Source organism: Terrabacter sp. FW104-15G4B, assembly GCF_058790095.1.
Map to the genome: position 1 here is coordinate 38,624 of NZ_JBYTCI010000004.1, position 16,387 is coordinate 55,010.

At 73.3% G+C, this 16,387-nt stretch carries 12 protein-coding genes; 6 read left to right on the forward strand and 6 right to left on the reverse strand.

The features are described 5' to 3' along the window. Positions 1-10 precede the first annotated feature (10 nt). Together AC3WRT_RS04895 and AC3WRT_RS04900 are read left to right on the forward strand one after the other, a co-directional pair. Positions 11-832, forward strand: a complete 822-nt coding sequence (locus AC3WRT_RS04895; protein ID WP_492719786.1) for a PIG-L deacetylase family protein — start codon at positions 11-13, stop codon at positions 830-832. 203 nt (positions 833-1,035) lie between these two features. Beyond that, entirely contained in the window at positions 1,036-2,712 is a 1,677-nt protein-coding gene (locus tag AC3WRT_RS04900) for a long-chain-fatty-acid--CoA ligase (RefSeq protein WP_492719788.1), read from the forward strand. 91 nt (positions 2,713-2,803) lie between these two features. Here AC3WRT_RS04900 and AC3WRT_RS04905 read toward each other — a convergent pair whose 3' ends face one another. After that, positions 2,804-5,467: an asparagine synthase-related protein gene (locus AC3WRT_RS04905; RefSeq protein ID WP_492719790.1), complete on the reverse strand. Its 2,664-nt coding sequence runs from the start codon at positions 5,465-5,467 to the stop codon at positions 2,804-2,806. Positions 5,468-5,510: 43 nt separating this feature from the next. Continuing rightward, positions 5,511-6,236: a phosphatase PAP2 family protein gene (locus AC3WRT_RS04910; RefSeq protein WP_492719792.1), complete on the reverse strand. Its 726-nt coding sequence runs from the start codon at positions 6,234-6,236 to the stop codon at positions 5,511-5,513. A gap of 139 nt (positions 6,237-6,375) precedes the next feature. Between AC3WRT_RS04910 and AC3WRT_RS04915 the strand changes: the two genes are divergently transcribed. Continuing rightward, on the forward strand, positions 6,376-6,852 hold the full coding sequence (locus AC3WRT_RS04915) for a hypothetical protein (RefSeq protein WP_492719794.1): 477 nt from the start codon (positions 6,376-6,378) through the stop codon (positions 6,850-6,852). On the opposite strand, the gene AC3WRT_RS04920 is transcribed toward AC3WRT_RS04915, so the two are convergent. The 4 genes from AC3WRT_RS04920 to AC3WRT_RS04935 all read right to left on the reverse strand — a co-directional run bounded on the left by AC3WRT_RS04920 (position 6,828) and on the right by AC3WRT_RS04935 (position 11,331). Beyond that, a complete protein-coding gene (locus AC3WRT_RS04920; protein ID WP_492719796.1) occupies positions 6,828-8,246 on the reverse strand; it encodes a hypothetical protein in 1,419 nt (472 codons plus the stop codon). The two genes, AC3WRT_RS04915 and AC3WRT_RS04920, sit on opposite strands and share 25 nt — an antisense overlap. A 2-nt stretch (positions 8,247-8,248) precedes the next feature. After that, positions 8,249-9,061 (reverse strand): PP2C family protein-serine/threonine phosphatase, encoded by an 813-nt coding sequence (locus tag AC3WRT_RS04925; RefSeq protein ID WP_492719798.1) that lies wholly within the window; start codon positions 9,059-9,061, stop codon positions 8,249-8,251. Next, positions 9,058-9,639, reverse strand: coding sequence for a hypothetical protein (locus tag AC3WRT_RS04930; RefSeq protein ID WP_492719800.1), 582 nt, complete (start codon positions 9,637-9,639; stop codon positions 9,058-9,060). The genes AC3WRT_RS04925 and AC3WRT_RS04930 overlap by 4 nt, the downstream gene beginning before the upstream one ends. Positions 9,640-9,831: 192 nt before the next feature. Beyond that, a complete protein-coding gene (locus AC3WRT_RS04935) occupies positions 9,832-11,331 on the reverse strand; it encodes a CCA tRNA nucleotidyltransferase (RefSeq protein ID WP_492719802.1) in 1,500 nt (499 codons plus the stop codon). A gap of 132 nt (positions 11,332-11,463) precedes the next feature. On the opposite strand from AC3WRT_RS04935, the gene AC3WRT_RS04940 reads away from it, so the two are divergent. Genes AC3WRT_RS04940 through AC3WRT_RS04950 form a run of 3 tightly spaced genes read left to right on the forward strand, consistent with a single transcriptional unit; the run spans position 11,464 to position 16,341 of the window. Next, positions 11,464-11,949, forward strand: coding sequence for an NUDIX hydrolase (locus tag AC3WRT_RS04940; protein WP_492719804.1), 486 nt, complete (start codon positions 11,464-11,466; stop codon positions 11,947-11,949). Then, on the forward strand, positions 11,946-14,327 hold the full coding sequence (locus tag AC3WRT_RS04945; protein ID WP_492719807.1) for a DUF6049 family protein: 2,382 nt from the start codon (positions 11,946-11,948) through the stop codon (positions 14,325-14,327). The genes AC3WRT_RS04940 and AC3WRT_RS04945 overlap by 4 nt, the downstream gene beginning before the upstream one ends. A gap of 55 nt (positions 14,328-14,382) precedes the next feature. Further along, complete coding sequence (locus AC3WRT_RS04950) at positions 14,383-16,341, forward strand: protein kinase family protein (protein WP_492719809.1); 1,959 nt, start codon at positions 14,383-14,385, stop codon at positions 16,339-16,341. The last annotated feature ends 46 nt before the right edge of the window (positions 16,342-16,387 follow it).

Here is a 16,387-nt window from a genome sequence, read left to right on the forward strand (position 1 = left end):
ATGGGTGACCGTGCCGTACACGCTTTTGACCTTTCACGCACACCCCGACGACGAGGCCCTGCTGACCTCGGGGACGATGGCGCGCGCCGCCGCCGAGGGCCACCGCGTCGTCGTCGTCGTCGCGACGGACGGCGAGCTGGGCCTCGCTGCGAGCGAGTTCACGGGCGCCGGCGCGCTGGCTGCGACTCGCATGGACGAGCTGCGGGCGAGTGCCGAGGCCCTCGGGGTCGCCCGCGTCGAGCACCTCGGCTACGCCGACAGCGGGCTCGGCCCGCAGGTGGCGCCCGATCCGCCGGGCACGACACGCTTCGTCCGCGCCGACGTCGAGGAGGCCGCCCAGCGCCTCGCCGCGATCCTCCGCGAGGAGCAGGTCGACGTGCTGCTGCACTACGAGCCCAACGGCGGCTACGGCCACCCCGACCACAAGCAGGTGCACCTCGTGGGCCGCCGGGCCGCCAAGCTGGCCGGCACGCCCAAGGCGCTCGAGGCGACCGTGCCGCGGGACACGATCTGCCGCGCCATCGACCTCGCCGCCAAGGTCTACCGCTTCCCCCCGGAGTTCGACCGGGCGAGCTTCGACCACGCCTTCTCGGCGCGCAGCGAGATCACCCACCGCATCAGCGTCCGCCGGCACATCGCGGCCAAGCGCGCCTCGATGCGGGCACACGTCTCCCAGGCCACCGCCGACGGCGGCGCCGACCGGACGCTGGCGGCCTTCCTGCGGATCCCCCGGCCGCTCTACGACCTCGTCTTCGGGCGTGAGTGGTTCGTCGACCGATCGGCCCGACCGGGTGACCCCATCCGCCGGGACGTCTTCGACGGGCTCGCCTGACGCAGAATGTGGCCTCTCGATCGTCGGCAGGCCGCAGATTGTGGCCTTTCGACGGTTGGAGTGGGGTGGGCGCAGGGCGCATGCGCGCGCCGCACTGAGCCCCGGCTCGACGGGACGCCCGACTCGACATACTGGACGTGCCGCGCCGCAGCGTGGCAGCGACACGGCAGCGACACGGCAGCGACACGAAAGCGGAGGCGTGCATGGCGGCGGGACTGGAGCGCACCTGGGTGGCCCACTACGCCGACGGCGTGCCGGCCGAGATCGAGCCCCCGGACTCCTCGCTGGTCGACCTGCTGACCCAGGCCGTCGCCGATCACGGGCCACGAACCGCCTTGGAGTTCTTCGGCGCCGAGGTGACCTACGCCGAGCTCGGGCGCCGCGTGGAGCTGGTGGCCGAGGGGCTGCGGCGCCTCGGCGTCGGGCGTGGCGACCGCGTGGCCCTCGTGCTGCCGAACTGCCCGGAGCACATCGTCGCCTTCTACGCCGTGCTCCGCCTCGGGGCGGTCGTCGTCGAGCACAACCCGCTCTACACGACCACGGAGATGGCCCACCAGTTCGACGACCACACCGCAGCCGTCGCCATCGTCTGGGACAAGGTGGCCACCACGGTCACCGGCCTGACCGGCGTCGAGCACGTCGTGGCCGTGGACCTCACGGCGTCCATGCCGTGGGCGAAGCGCGCCGCCCTGCGCCTGCCGATCAGCCGCGCGAGGCGGCTACGGGCGCAACTCACCGCCGAGGCACCCGGCACCACGCCCTGGGCCGAGCTGCTGGGCCACGGCCCCCTGGACCGTGCAGTGCCCGGCCCGACGGTCGACGACCTCGCCGCCATCCAGTACACCAGCGGCACCACCGGCGTCCCGAAGGGCGCCATGCTCAGCCACCGCAACCTCGTGGCCAACGCCGCGCAGGGCCGCGCGTGGGTGCCCGGACTCACGCCGGGACAGGAGGTCGTGTATGCCGTCCTGCCGATGTTCCACGCCTACGGCCTGACCCTCTGCCTCACCTTCGCGATGAGCATGGGAGCCCGGCTCGTGCTCTTCCCGCGCTTCGACGTCGACCTCGTGCTCACCGCGGCCCGGAAGCACCCGCCGACCTTCCTGCCGGCCGTGCCGCCGATCTACGAGCGCCTCGCCAAGGCCGCGCGCGACCGCGGTATCGACCTGACCTCAGCGCGGTTCGCCATCTCGGGAGCGATGGCGCTGCCCCGCCAGACGCTGGAGCTGTGGGAGAGCGTCACGGGCGGCCTGCTCGTCGAGGGCTACGGGCTGACCGAGACCTCACCCGTCGCGATCGGCAACCCCATCGGCCTCGACCGGCGGCCCGGCGCCGTCGGGGTCCCCTTCCCGAGCACCGACATCCGGGTGGTCGACCCGGAGCACCCGGAACAGGACCGCGCGCCCGGCGAGCGGGGCGAGCTGCTGATCCGGGGGCCGCAGGTCTTCGGCGGCTACTGGGGCAAGCCCGAGGAGACCGAACGGGCCCTGCTCGAGGGTGGCTGGTTCCGCACCGGTGACATCGTCGTCGTCGACGCCGACGGCTTCGTCTCCATCGTCGACCGCATCAAGGAGGTCATCATCACCGGCGGCTTCAACGTCATGCCGTCGGAGGTCGAGGAGGTGCTGCGGGGCCTGCCGGGCATCACCGACGCGGCCGTCGTGGGCCTGCCGAAGGCGGACGGCAGCGAGGACGTCGTGGCCGCCGTCACGGTCCAGCCCGGCACCGAGCTGGACGTCGAGGACGTGCGGGCCCGATGCCGGTCGGCCCTGGCTGCCTACAAGGTGCCGCGCCGGGTCGTCGTCGTCGACGAGCTGCCGCGCTCGCAGATCGGCAAGGTGCTTCGCCGGCAGGTCCGCGACTCCCTCCTCGAGAGCTGACGCGGCAGCCGCGCCACGCTGGCTGCGCGGAGACGGCATACGGCATACGGCATACGTATGCGGCATGCCGACTGCCGCGCGCGAACAGATCTCAGGCAGAAGGGTGCTCGAAGACGACCGCCATCGGCGTCTGCTCCGAGCCCTGTCCGAGGGGGTTGTCGGCGAACATCGCCTCGTAGCGCTCCTTGGGGCCTGGCGCGTCCTTGCCCAGGACGTTGCGGCCGATGTCGTTGGCGTCCATGACGACGGTGCCGCCGAAGGTGTCACGGTACGCCGCGGGCACCCGCTCGCGGATCGCAGCGGAGAGCTGCGCGGCGACGTCGTCGGGGTCCTTGGGGCCGAGCTTCGCCGACACGTTGGCCGGGTAGACGGAGTACTCGGTCGGGCCGTCGATGGCGCGGATGTCGCCGCCGACGAGGTCGTAGAAGAGGCCACGCTTGCCGAGCACCTTGCCCACCGCGCCGCCGGCCGAGGCGAAGAGGACACGCGGGAGGCCGGCCTCCTCGATGGCCAGCTGCATCGTGAAGGGCGAGCCGAGGCCGATGCCGGCGGGAGTGCGCGTCACGTAGCGGCTGAGCAGCCGGGCGGGCCGGCCGACCTTGATGTCCCAGATGAAGTAGGAGCGGCCTTGGGTGATGGCGACGATCTTCTCGGAGATGAAGAAGTACCAGCGGCCCGTCGTGGCAGCGATGTGCTCCGGCCCGGCGTCGGGCAGGCCGGTGAAGAACCGCTCGATGTAGCCGAGGGTCTTCGCCTCCAGGTCGTCCTCCCGGGCGTAGAGGTCGGTGCGCAGCGGGTAGCGGCGCACGGTCGCGCCGCCGGCGGTCACGAGGTCGAGCTGCTTGCGGGCGTTGGCCTCGTAGTCGGTCTTGACGTGCTCGACCGGCTCGCCGTCCTCGGGCTTGCGCTCGTCGAAGAACTCCTGGAGCCACAGCTCGAGGTTGAGCATCCGCCAGAGCGTCATCGACTCGATCGAGCTCGTGCCCTTGATCCAGCCCTCGAAGGCGTGCAGGACGGCCGTCTGGTCGAAGTAGGGCCGGCTCGCGAACGACTCCGAGAGGAACTCGCCGTAGATGTGGTTCTTCAGGCGCATGAACCACTCGCCCTGCGGGGTGGCCGCGCCCACCTTGTCGCGGCGGTCCACCACGGAGTCGGGCAGCAGGCCGCGCATCGCGTCACGCAGCACCCGCTTGCCGAGCCCGTCCTTGACGAGGGCGTCCTCGCTGAGCGCGAAGACGAAGCGGACGAGGTCACGGTCGACGAACGGCATCCGAACGGTGACGCCGAAGCGCCGGGCGTTCTTGTCGGTGTAGCGCAGTCGGGCGGGGAGCGAGCCGGCGAAGACGTCGTCGGCGAGGCGGGCACGCAGGTCGGCGCGCTCGACGTCGTAGGCCTCCGAGGCGTGCGCCTGCGCGAACTGCGCGTCGAGCAGCGAGGTCACCGGGACGTTCTTGCGGCCGTGCAGCCGGTCACCGATGAGCGGCCGGCCGCGACGGTAGAGCACGTCGAGCGACCGGCCCAGCTCGGTGGCAGCGTCGACGGCGCTGTGCCGGCGCAGCTCGCGCAGGCGCACCAGGTGGTGGGGTCCGAAGCCGGCCAGCGTCTCGTCTCCGCCGTGGCCGTCGAGCACGACGGCGTCGTGACCGGCTGCCTCCTGCAGGACGCGGTACTGCGTGTAGGCACCGGTCGAGACGAGCGGCTCCTCCTGGGTGCGCACGAGGTCGCGCAGGTCGTTCTTGAACTCCGTCGGCGTCGGCTCGATCTTGTGCAACCGCACCCGGTCACCGAGGGCGGCGACGACGGCGTCGACCTGCTCGCTCTCGTCGTTGCGCGAGTCGGGATAGACCGCCGACCAGGCGTCCTGCGTGCCGTCGGCCGAGCGGCCCGGCTCGCGCTCGACGACGTCCAGCAGCGCGGCGATGGCGGCGGAGTCGATGCCGCCTGACAGGGAAGTGCCGGTGCGGCCGGGAGAGCTCGAGCGCCGGCGGACCGCGGCCGTGAGCAGCTCGCGGAACTGCGCGGCGACGGCCGGTGTGTACGGGCGTGGCGCGCCGGGCGCCGCAGTCAGCTCCTCGCGCAGCCGCGTGTAGGGCCGACGCTCCATGCCGCCGGCGACGTCGGCTCCGAGGGTGACGACCTCGCCCGCGCCGACGCGCTCGATGCCCGCGAAGAAGGTCGCAGGGCCGTCGTCGTGGACGCGGAAGCGCAGGTAGCGGTAGATGGTGCGGTCGTCGGGGCGCCGCTCGTGCAGCCCGCTGTCGAGGATGCCGCGGATCTCGCTCGCGACGAGCCAGCCGTCGCCGGACCGAGCGACGTAGAGGGGGCGCACCCCGAAGGCGTCGCGCGCCAGCGTCATCCGCCGGGTGTCACGGTCCCACACCGCGAGCGCGAAGGCCCCGTCGAGCCGGTCGAGGCCGTCGGTGCCCCACTCGGTGAAGGCGGCGAGCACGACCTCGGCATCGCTGCCCACCCCGAAGTCGTGGCCCAGGGTCTCGAGGTCGGCACGCAGCTCGGCGCGGTTGTAGAGCTCGCCGTCGAGGGCCAGCGTGAACCTCCCACCACGGCCCACGGCGAGCCGGGCGACGTCCCCGACGGCCACCGGCGCCGCCTGCTCCGGACGGCCATCGCGGACCCCGAGGCCGGCGTCGCCGTCCCGTGCCGTCGCTGCCGCACCCGCTGCCGGGTGCGCCGCAAGCAATCGGTCGAGCAGGGCCTCGTCGGCCTCGAACCCGCAGTAGGCCGCGATTCCACACATGGCGACAACCCTAACGGGCCGTCGAGGCGCCTCCGCGCAGACACTACGTGCCGGTACCAGCCCCCACACCCGCGCCGACACCAGCGCCGACGCACAACGGCCAGCGGAGCAGCAGCCACAGCACGAGGGAACCGAGCAACATCGACCCCACGACGTCGCCGAGCCAGTGGAAGTGCAGCCACAGCAGGGCCAGGACGACGAGCAGCGTCCACAGCGCCGCGGCAGCCCAGGCCAGCCTCCGGCGCTGCGGGCGCAGGCGCGCCACGAGCGCGGCCGTGACACCCGCACACACGAGTGCCGTGGCGGTGTGCCCGGAAGGGTAGGACCCGTCGCCGCCGAGCATCCCGGCGACGTCGGGCGCCGTCCGGCTGATGAGAGCCTTGCCGAGCAGCACCGAGCTGCTCATCAGGACGAGGGCAGGTGCGGCCAGGAGCAGCGGCGCCCACCGGCCCGTCCGCAGGCAGATGGCCATCGTGAGAGCACCCACGACGGCGATCGAGAGCGCCGGCGTCGCCAGGTCGACGACCCCGAGAGCCAGCAGCTCGGGCACCGCCGGACCGGCACCCCTGCCGGGGGTCAGTGACAGCACGAGGTCGTCCAGCGTGATCACCGCCCCGCCCCGGATCACGCTCAGGGTGACGGCCACCAGACCGGCGGCCAGCAGCAGCGCGACAACCGGCCCGGACAGGCGACGCCACAGGCCGTCCGGCGGGGGTCCGTCCGTCCGGGCCGGGTCCAACGCGGGACTGGTGCTCGGACGGGTCGTCATGACGACCACGGTAACGACGCCATCTGCGTCGACCCTCCCGTTCGCCGTGGATTCGCGGTGAACCCGCCACGTGCTCCCGGTCGTCCTCGTGGGAAGGGGGTCCGACCCTTCCTCCCGCACACTCACCAAGGAGCAGCCCATGCATGCGATCTCCCGAACCGCCGCCTTCCTCGCCGGGGCCGCCATCGGCGTCTCCGCCCTTGCCGGCATCTCGAGCGCCTCGGCGGACAGCGGCGGCGTCCCGCGCAGCGACATCCTCCGCGCCCCGCTCCAGGGCAGCCAGCTGAGCGACCCGCCCCTCTTCGGCCTGAACCGCGGCGGCGCGCCGTGGGTCATCTCGGAGGGCAGCGCCCGGCTGCGCGCCAGCGGGGACCTCTCGGTGGAAGTGGAGGGCCTCATCATCCCGACCCAGGGCAAGAACCCGCTGGCAACGCTGTCGGCCACCGTCGTCTGCAACGGCAAGGACCTGAGGATGACGGCGCCGGTGCCCTTCAGTGCCGCCGGCGACGCGCAGATCGAGGCGCACGTCACCCTGCCGGAGCGGTGCCTGGCCCCGGCCGTGCTGCTCAACCCGCTCAGCAACGCCGGCGTCTACATCGCCGCGACCGGTCGCTGAGCGCGAGGGGGCGTATGCCGTCCGGCGAAGGTCGGCACGGACGGCTCCGGCTCGGCGGTGGGCTGGACGGGGAACGCGGGTGGCTCGGCGTTCGGCGCGGAAGGCCTGGCGGCGGAGCTGGCCCAGGGGACCGACGAGATGAGGCCGCCCTCGGTGATGACGGTCGGCAGCTCGGGCGCCGCTGGGACCGGGAGCTCCGGCACGTCCGGCGCGGGCGCGGCATTCGTGACCGGCGCCGACGCCGGCTCGGTGACGACCGGGACGACCGGGACGACCGGGACGACCGGGACGACCGGGACGACAAGGTCCTCATCCCCTTCCGCTCCCTCCTCCTCGTCGTCGACGGTCAGCTGGGCAAGCACCTTGCGGTGCTCGTCGGCGGTGGTGGTGTGACCGAAGAGGTAGTCGTAGCTCGGAGGCGCATCGGCCGGCACGTGACTCTCGTCGGATGCGACCGGCGCAGCTGGAGGAGCGATGGCAGCGGCGGGCAGCTTCTGGTCCGGCGCAGCAGGGGTGCGCTCCGGTTGAAGGGCCGGGCGCGAGGCCCACGTCGACTGGACGTCCCGGTCGGCGACCGGGAGGTCCGCTGCCGTCGGGGCGGGCGACGGCTCAGGGGCAGGCGCCGAAGCTGCGGGCACCGAAGTGGGTGGCGTCGCCCGGACGGGCACCGCCGGCGCCGCCGACATCCACGACCGCAGTGCGGGCCCAGCCGGCTCCGCGGGCTCGGTCGGCACCGCGGGCGACGCCGTCGAGCCGTCCCCGGCGAGCGCCGCGTCGGGATGAGCGGTGTGCGCGTCCTCGGCGCCTTCCGCATCCGGGACTTCCCGATGGCCATCGGCTGTCAGGGCGGTCTCCGCCACGTCGGCGTCGTCCACGGGGTCGCCCACACCGGTGTCGGTCTCGACGTCCTGGCTCTCGACGTCCTGGCTCTCGACGTCGTGCCTCTCGGCGGCCGACGGACCGCCCGGCGCAGGCAGGCAGGCTACGAGCAGCTGGGGCGGCACCGGCTGCAACCGTTCCGAGTCATCGAGCACGCGCAGGTCCACGCGCTCCGGGTGCTCGTCGAGCTCGAGGTCGGTCCACACCCGGCTGCTGGTGGCGCGGACGTCGTGCTGGGTGCCGTCGGCCAGGGTGACGAGGGCAGACACCGGGCCGAAGGCGACGATGCGGGTGCGAGGCTGCCAGTGGACGCCGACGAAGTGGTGCGCCTTGCGCATACCGCCTGTCGTCAGGACCTCGACGACGTCGTCGAGGTCCCCGCCGTCGGCCGCATCGCTCGCGGCGATCGTGCGCTCGTCGTCCTCGTCGAGGCCGATGAGCAGGTGCATGCCGGGTCCCCCGATGTGCGTCCACCCGTCGGGGGCCCGTTCGACGACGACAGACGGGCCACTCACGTCTACGACCTGCTCTCCCCTGATGAGCCGTTCACGTTCTCGCGGGGGGTGGTGTCCTCGTCCACGTCGGAGTCGGCGGCCTGCCCCTGCACCGCGACGACGATAGCAGTGACGTTGTCGTGTCCACCTGCCTCGACACCGCGGCGGACCAGCGCCTCGGCTGCCTCGCCGGCGTCCGGATGCTCGTGCAGGACGGCCTCGATCTCCTCGAGGGTCAGCTCGTTGGAGAGGCCGTCCGAGCAGATGACGAAGACCTCGCCCGGGTAGGGCGGGAAGACCCACGTGTCGACGGCCCCCATCGGGTCGCGACCGAGGGAGCGGGTGACGACATTGCGTCCTGGGTGGCGCTGCGCCTGCTCCGGGGTGATGAGACCGCGCTCGACGAGCTCCCACACCTCCGAGTGGTCGACGGTGACCTGCGAGAGCCGGCTGTCGAGGCAGCGGTAGACGCGGGAGTCGCCGATGTTGAAGACGGCCCAGTGGCGTGAGCCACCCACCGTGACGAGGGCGAGGCCGGCGACGGTCGTGCCCATGCCGGTCTGCTCCGGGTGCCGGGCGGCTGAGGCGAGGATGCGGCGGTTGGCCTCACCGAGCTGGTCGACGATGTCGCGCACCTGCAGCACCTGGCGGTCCGAGAGCTCGACGACCGTCTCGGCGGCGATGCGGCTCGCCACCTCGCCGGCGGCGTGGCCGCCCATGCCGTCGGCCACGACGAAGACCGTCCCCTCCGCCTTGGCCAAGTCCTCGTTGTGCTGGCGCACCCGGCCGACGTCGGTGGCGAGACCGACCGTGATGGCCGGCGTGGCGGGGCTCATGCCTCCACACCCTCGGGGCCGGCAGCGCCATCGGTGCCAGTCGTGCCGGTCTTGCCGGTGGTGGCGGGCCTGCCGGTCCTGCCGACCGTGCCGTCGGAGCCCCACGGGGTGACCTGCACCGTCGTCAGCACCTGGCGGACGAGCTCGTAGTCGGCCTCGGCGCCGGGGCCGCCCACCGCGCCGGTCAGCTGCACGAGGTGACCGGCCGAACGCGGTGACGCGGAGGGAACGAGGTGGAAGAGGTTGGCCTGCAGCACGGTCTCGACGTCGGCGTCGGGCCAGGTGGCATCGCACCCGACGAAGTCGGCGCCGGCCAGCTCGGCGGCATACAGCTCGGACACCGCGCCGCCGCGGGCGGCCGCCATGGCAGCGACCTGCTGGAGCGAGTCCTCCACGCGGAAGTCGGGACCGCACGGCTCGATGGTGACGACGACGTTGGGCGCGAAGACGCCGTCACGCGGCAGGCGAGCGGCCAGCGTCGTGCCGGGCGCGTGCGCCGGCTCCCAGCCGTCGGGCACCTCGAGCGATACCGACGGCTGGCCCGGGAAGTCGGCGCTCGGGTAGGCGAGGGTGGGCATGGCTCGTTCCTTTCGGTCGTTCCCGCAGGGGGTCGGGGACGGCGCGGTCAGTCAACCATCCACGGCAGGCCGTGTCAGATCGGCGGATGCGACGTCTCGGCAGTCCACGCGAACGAGGTCAGCCCGAGCGTACGTCGGGGGCCCGAGCGCCGCGATGGGGAGATCTCCCCGTCGCCCCCCTGCGTACCCGGCTCAGGCCGTCGGCTGGCGGGCCGCCCACCAGGCCAGCAGCTTCTCGCGGGCGGCGTCCTTGCCGATCAGGCCGTCGTCGAGACGGACCGAGAGCAGAAAGTCGTAGGCCTCGCCGAGCACAGGACCAGGGCGGATGCCGAGGGCCTCGGCGATCTCGTTGCCGTTGAGCTCGGGCCGAACCCGCGCGAGCTCCTCCTCCGCGGCGAGGCGCTCGATGCGCTTCTCCAGGTCGTCGTACGCGCGGGCGAGCCGCTGCGCCTTGCGCACGTTGCGGGTCGTGCAGTCCGAACGCGTGAGGCGGTGCAGGCGCGGCAGCAGGGGCCCGGCGTCGGTGACGTAGCGGCGCACGGCCGAGTCGGTCCACTGCCCGTCGCCGTAGCCGTGGAAGCGCAGGTGGAGCTCGACGAGGCGGGCCACCTGCTTGGTCGTGTCCTTGTCGAAGCGCATGGCCTTCAGCCGCTTGCTGGTCAGCTTGGCGCCGACGAGCTCGTGGTGGTGGAAGGAGACCCCTCCGCCGTCCTCGAAGCGGCGGGTGGCCGGCTTGCCGATGTCGTGGAGCAGCGCGGCCAGCCGCAGCACGAGGTCGGGGCCGGGCACGGACTCCGGGGGCCCGTCGGCCGGTCCCTCGAGGTCGATGGCCTGCTCGAGGACGATGAGCGAGTGGTCGTAGACGTCCTTGTGGCGGTGGTGCTCGTCGAGCTCCAGGCGCAGGGCCGGCAGCTCGGGCAGGAAGACCTCAGCCAGGCCGGTGTCGACGAGGAGCGTGAGGCCGAGTCGCGGCCGCGGTGAGAGCAGCAGCTTGGCGAACTCGTCCCGGACTCGCTCTGCGGAGATCATCGAGAGCGTGCCGGCCCGGTCCGTCATCGCGGCGCGCACCTCGGCCGCCACCTCGAAGCCGAGCTGCGAGGCGAACCGCGCGGCCCGCATCATCCGCAGCGGGTCGTCGGCGAAGGACTCCTCCGGCGCCGCCGGGGTCATGAGCCGCTGGCGCACCAGGTCGGACAGGCCGCCGTGGACGTCGACGAACTCGAGGCTCGGCAGCCGGATCGCCATGGCGTTGACCGTGAAGTCGCGCCGCACGAGGTCGCCCGCGAGGCTCTCGCCGAACATCACCTCGGGCTTGCGTGAGGTGCGGTCGTAGGTGTCGGCGCGGTAGGTCGTGATCTCGATGACGTGCGAGCCCTTGCGCAGCCCGATGGTGCCGAAGTCGCGGCCGATGTCCCAGTGTGCGTCAGCCCAACCGACGACCACGCCGAGGATCTGCTCCGGTCGGGCGTCTGAGGTCAGGTCGAGGTCGGGCGACACCCGGCCGAGGAACGCGTCGCGCACCGGGCCTCCGACGAGGGCCAGCTCGTGCCCCGCCGCCGCGAACCGGTCACCGAGCTCGGTCAGCATCGGGAGGACGGGGGCGAGCCTCGTGACGGCAGCCCGCAGGAGCGGGAGGCCGGCGTCGGCGGGCTGGTTTCCGTCGGGCGCGGGTGTGTCGGGTCGGTCAGGCACGCGCCCAGCCTAGTGAGCCGTGGACGGGCCTCCGACCGGCCGCGACCGGCCCCTGGCCGGCCGGTGATCAGCCAGGACCCGCCTCGTCCGAACCACGGGGGCCCTTCGGGCCTCGCCCGTTATGGTGGCGATGTGAGCGCCGAGCCCGTCCCCAACCCGGTCCCGGGACGGCGCCTGCCCGCGGTCGAGGAGCGCTCCGCCGGCGGCATCGTCGTCGACGTGCGGGAAGGGTTGGCGCTCATCGCCATCATCGCCCGGCGCAACCGGGCCGGACGCATCGAGTGGTGCCTGCCCAAGGGGCACGTCGAGCCCGGCGAGACGCTGGTCGAGACGGCGGCGCGCGAGGTCGCGGAGGAGACCGGCATCGTCGGGCGCGTGCTCGTCGAGCTCGGCACCATCGACTACTGGTTCGCCACGTCCAACAAACGCGTCCACAAGTTCGTGCACCACTACCTCCTCGAGGCCACCGGCGGCGAGCTCACGATCGAGAACGACCCGGACCACGAGGCCATCGACGTCGCGTGGATGCGTCTCGACGAGGTGCACCGCAGGCTGACCTTCCCCAACGAGCGCCGCATCGCCCAGGCCGCGTGGAACCGGCTGGCGGGGACGGCGTGACCATCGGAGGGTGGCGGCGTCCGGCAACGGACGGCCGCCGCCGGGGCCACCTCGGGCGCCGGCTCGCGGCCACGGCCAGCACGCTCGTGGCACTGGGCCTCACCCTGGGAGGTGCGGTCGCGAGCGCCTCCGCCCGGCTCGATGTCCCGATGGCGTATGCCGCGGGCTCCCTTCCAGCCACGCCGGCGCACGCCGCCGTGACCCCGGCCAAGGACGTCGCGGTCATCGTCCTCGACACCCTCTCGCCGGCCGTGGTGCAGCCGGGCACCGACGTGACCATCACCGGCACGGTCACCGCCCCGCTCACCGGGCCGCTGTCCTCCCCCGAGATCCGCGTCGTGCGCTCCGGCGTGGAGGTCGACCAGCGCGAGGCCCTCGACAACTGGGCGTCCGGCCGCACGCAGACGTCGGGACGCACCGTAGGCACGACTCCCCTGCCCACCGTGCCCGTCGGGCAGAGCCGTTCGTTCACGACGAGGGTGCCGTGGGAGCAGCTGCGCTCCGAGAAGGCCTTCGCGGCGCTGCCCATCGCGGTCGAGGTGGTCCAGGCCGGCGCCAGCGAGCCCACCGGCACCACTCGGACGTTCGTCGCCTGGAACGGCCGCAAGGAGTACGTGCCGCTCACGGTCGCCACCGTGGTGCCCGTCACCCTCGACCCGGACGTCGCGCTCTTCTCCCGCGACGACGCGAAGCGGCAGTCCGCCTGGGAGCGTGCGATCGGCCCGGACTCCCGCGTGACCCGCATCGTGCAGGGCACACGAGGCGCGTCGGTCACCCTCGCGGTCGACCCGTCCGTGCTCGGCCCCGGGGCGCCCGCGGGCTCCGGCGACGCGGGGGCAGCCCCTGCTCCAACCCCCTCGACCACCGCGCCAGACACCCCTTCCGCCGCTCCCAGCGGCACCCCGACGGCCAGCTCCACCGGCAGCTCGACCGGCACCGGCACCAACCCCACGCCGACGAGCACACCGTCCGCCCCGGCGGGTGCCGCCCCGACGACTGCGGCGCAGACCGCCGCCGGTCTCGGCGACGACCTGGTGCGCGCGCTGCACGGCCGGAGCGTCTGGGCGCTGCCGTACTCCGACGCCGACGTGGCCGCCACCGCCGCCGCAGACCCCGCGAACGCCCTCGTCCGCGACCTCGTCAGCCGGGCGTCCACGCTCGCCTCGCGCCTGGGCCAACCGGCCCGCTCCGACATCGCCTGGCCGGTCGACGGGCTGCTCCCCGCCGGGCGCGAGGCCGGCATCAAGACGCTCTGGTCGGGCACCACCGCCAAGAAGCCCGCCGGCATCGTCGTCAGCGCTCCGGCGGTGACCAAGGTGACGGCATACACCCCCACCGCGCGGCGGGTGGCGACCGGCGGCACCCGGCTGCTCGCCTACGACGCCCGCCTGTCGACCCTGCTGCCCAGGCGCAGCGACCCGAGCCCGGTCCTGTCGACGCAGCGCTACCTCGCCGAGTCGCTCGTCCTGCTCGGCGAGCGCGCCGGCACCCCCCGCTCGGTGCTCGTCGCCGCCCCCCGCACCTACGACCCCGACCCCGCCGACCTCGCAGCGTTCCTCTCCGCGACGTCGAAGGCGCCGTGGCTGCAAACGGTCGACGCGGCGTCGCTGCTCGCTGACAACGGGCCAGACAAGGCGCAGCCGCAGACCAGGCCGACCACCGCGGTGCCCTCGGCCGCGCCCAGGCCGGTGCTCGATGCGCAGCGCCTGGCGTTGATGGCCCGGCAGCGCGAGACGCTCCTCAGTGTCTCGTCGGTGCTGAGGGACGGTGCGCAGTTCGAACGCACCTACCGCGAGGTGCTCGACCAGCTCGCGAGCTCAAGGTGGCGCTACCAGCCCGGCTCGTGGGTCGTGCTGTCCGGTTCGGTCGCCGCGGACATGCGGGCCGCCACCCGCGCCATCCGTGTGGTGCCCCGCACGAGCACCATCAACCTGCTGGCCGAGAACGGCACCCTGCGGATCACCGTCGAGAACGGCCTTGACTACACCGTCGAGGACATCCGTCTCCGGCTCCTCCCCGACAACCCGCGAATCCGGGTCGTCGAGCAGCCGGCCCCGGTGACGATCGGCCCCTCCTCGCGCACCAACGTGCCCGTGGAGGTGGTCGCCGTCGCCGCCGGGCGCACCGAGATCCGTGCCTACCTCACGACCGCCGACGGCACCGTGATCGGCACGGCGGCCACCATCCCGGTCGCGGCCAACCCGCTCGACGGCGCCATCTACTGGGTCGGCGGGGTGCTCGTGGGCCTCGTCCTGCTCGCCGGTGTCGTCCGTGCCGTGGTCAAGGGGACCTCGCGCGTCGACCAGATCGCCGACATCGAGGCGGTCACCGCGGCGCACCAGTCGCTCGGCGATTCGGACGAGGGGGATCGCGGGTGAGTCCGCCTAGGATGGTGTCGAGCCAGGCAGCCACGTACCAACGGACGAGGGGAGGGTGACCCACGTGCAGGGAGTCGGACCCGGAACAGTGCTCGGGGGGCGCTATGCGGTCACGCTGCGCACGTCCGAGGGAGCCCACCACGAGCGCTGGAGGGCCAACGACCACACGCTGGAGCGCGATGTCGTGCTCGTGTGCTTCCCCGCCGCGTCGTCCGTCGCCCCCGCTGCGCTCGACGCGGCCCGACGCGCCGCCGGCATCGAGGACCCGCGCCTCGTGCGCGTGCTCGACGTCGGCACCGACCAGGGCGTCGGCTTCATCGTCGAGGAGCCCCTGACCGGCGCCGTCCCCCTCTCGCACCTGCTCCAGAGCGGCGGCCTGGCGCCCGACGAGGTTCGCCGGCTCACCGGCGAGGCCGCCACCGCACTCGACAAGGCCAGCCACCGCGGGCTGCACCACCTCGCCCTCACGCCCAGCGCGCTGCTGAGGATGCCGGACGGGGCCGTCAAGCTGCGCGGCCTCGCCACCGAGGCCGCGCTGACCGAGGCGGACCAGCTCTCCGACGAGCGCGCGTCCCGGGCCGACGCCGTGGGTCTGGTGAAGATCTCGTATGCCGGCCTCACCGGGCGCTGGCCCATGGTGACCGTCGACGACGGGCTGATCCCGCAGGGCGGTCCGGTGGGACTCGAGCCGGCACCGACCATCGTCGGCGGCGTGGCCGCGCCCTCGGAGATCGCAGTCGGCGTCCCCAACGACCTCGACCTCATCTGCCGGATGACCCTCAGCAGCGGCCGTCGTGGCCCCGTGTCGCCAGGGGACCTCGCCCTGCAGATCGCACCGTGGGCCTCGACGCTGGCCTCGTCCGACGGGGCCACCGGCATCGGCCTGCGCGCCCGTGACGCCCACGAGCCGGTCCAGCCGACGCGGGTCATGCCGTCCGTCGGTGCTGGCGCCGCGTCAGCCGCAGGCGCCGGTGCCGGCGCCGCCGCCGGTGCCTCCTCTCACGCGTCGACCCGCGCCGGGGGCGACTCCGGTCAGGCCGGCACCGTCATCTTCGAGCCCCTCGCCGACGACGAGGCAGCTGCGGAGGCCCGTGCGGCAGACTCGACCGATCGCATTCCGGGCGGTCTCGCCGCAGCGGGCGCAGCGGCCGCCGGAGTGGCCGGCGCCATCGGCGGCCGCGTCGGCTCGTTCGCACGCTCCGCGGCCGACAAGGCGGCAGCCCGCGCAGCCGAGCGCCGCGCCTCCCATGTCGACGACTTCGACGGCGAGGAGATCGGACTCGACGACGCCCTCGACGGTGCGCCGTCGACACGTCTGGACCCTCCCCTCCCGGTCTTCGCGCGGGAGGCGCCCGAAGCCCCGAGCGGCGCCCAGTCCCGGATCGCGCTCGCGATCGTAGGAGTCCTGGTGCTGCTGGCCCTTTTCATCGGCATCAACAACGTCGCGAAGATCGGGCAGCACGACGGCCCCGCCACCGCGATCACCATCACCCGGACACGGACCCCCAGTGCCTCCCAGGCTCCGAGCGCGACGAGCCAGGCGCCCCCCACCACGACGCAGGCTCCCCCGGCGGCGCCGGTCGAGATCACGGGCGGCACGGGATTCGACCCGCAGGACGGCACCGAGTCCGACCAGAACGTCAAGAAGGTCTTCGACGGGTCCACCAGCGACGGCTGGCGCTCGCGCTGGTACGCCACGCGGACCTTCAACGGTGACAAGGACGGCGTCGGGCTGCTGCTGGACCTCAACGCCCCCACGGCCGTCAAGGAGGTGGTGCTCGAGCTCCCCGCCGCCCAGGACGTCACCGTCTACGCCACCGACTCCGACTCCACCAAGTCGCTCGACGGCGCCCGGAAGATCGGGTCCGCCAGCAACGCGAGCGGCACCGTCACGATCAAGGCGGACGGGACGCTCGAGCCCGCGAGCAAGATCATCGTCTTCGTGACCAAGGCGGGCCAGGCGGAGTCCGACCGTCGCTACCGAGCGCAGATCAGTGAAGTGACGGTGCGCTGACCGTGACCTCGGGGGTGGCCGCCCCGATCGCCGACGTGAGCGACCG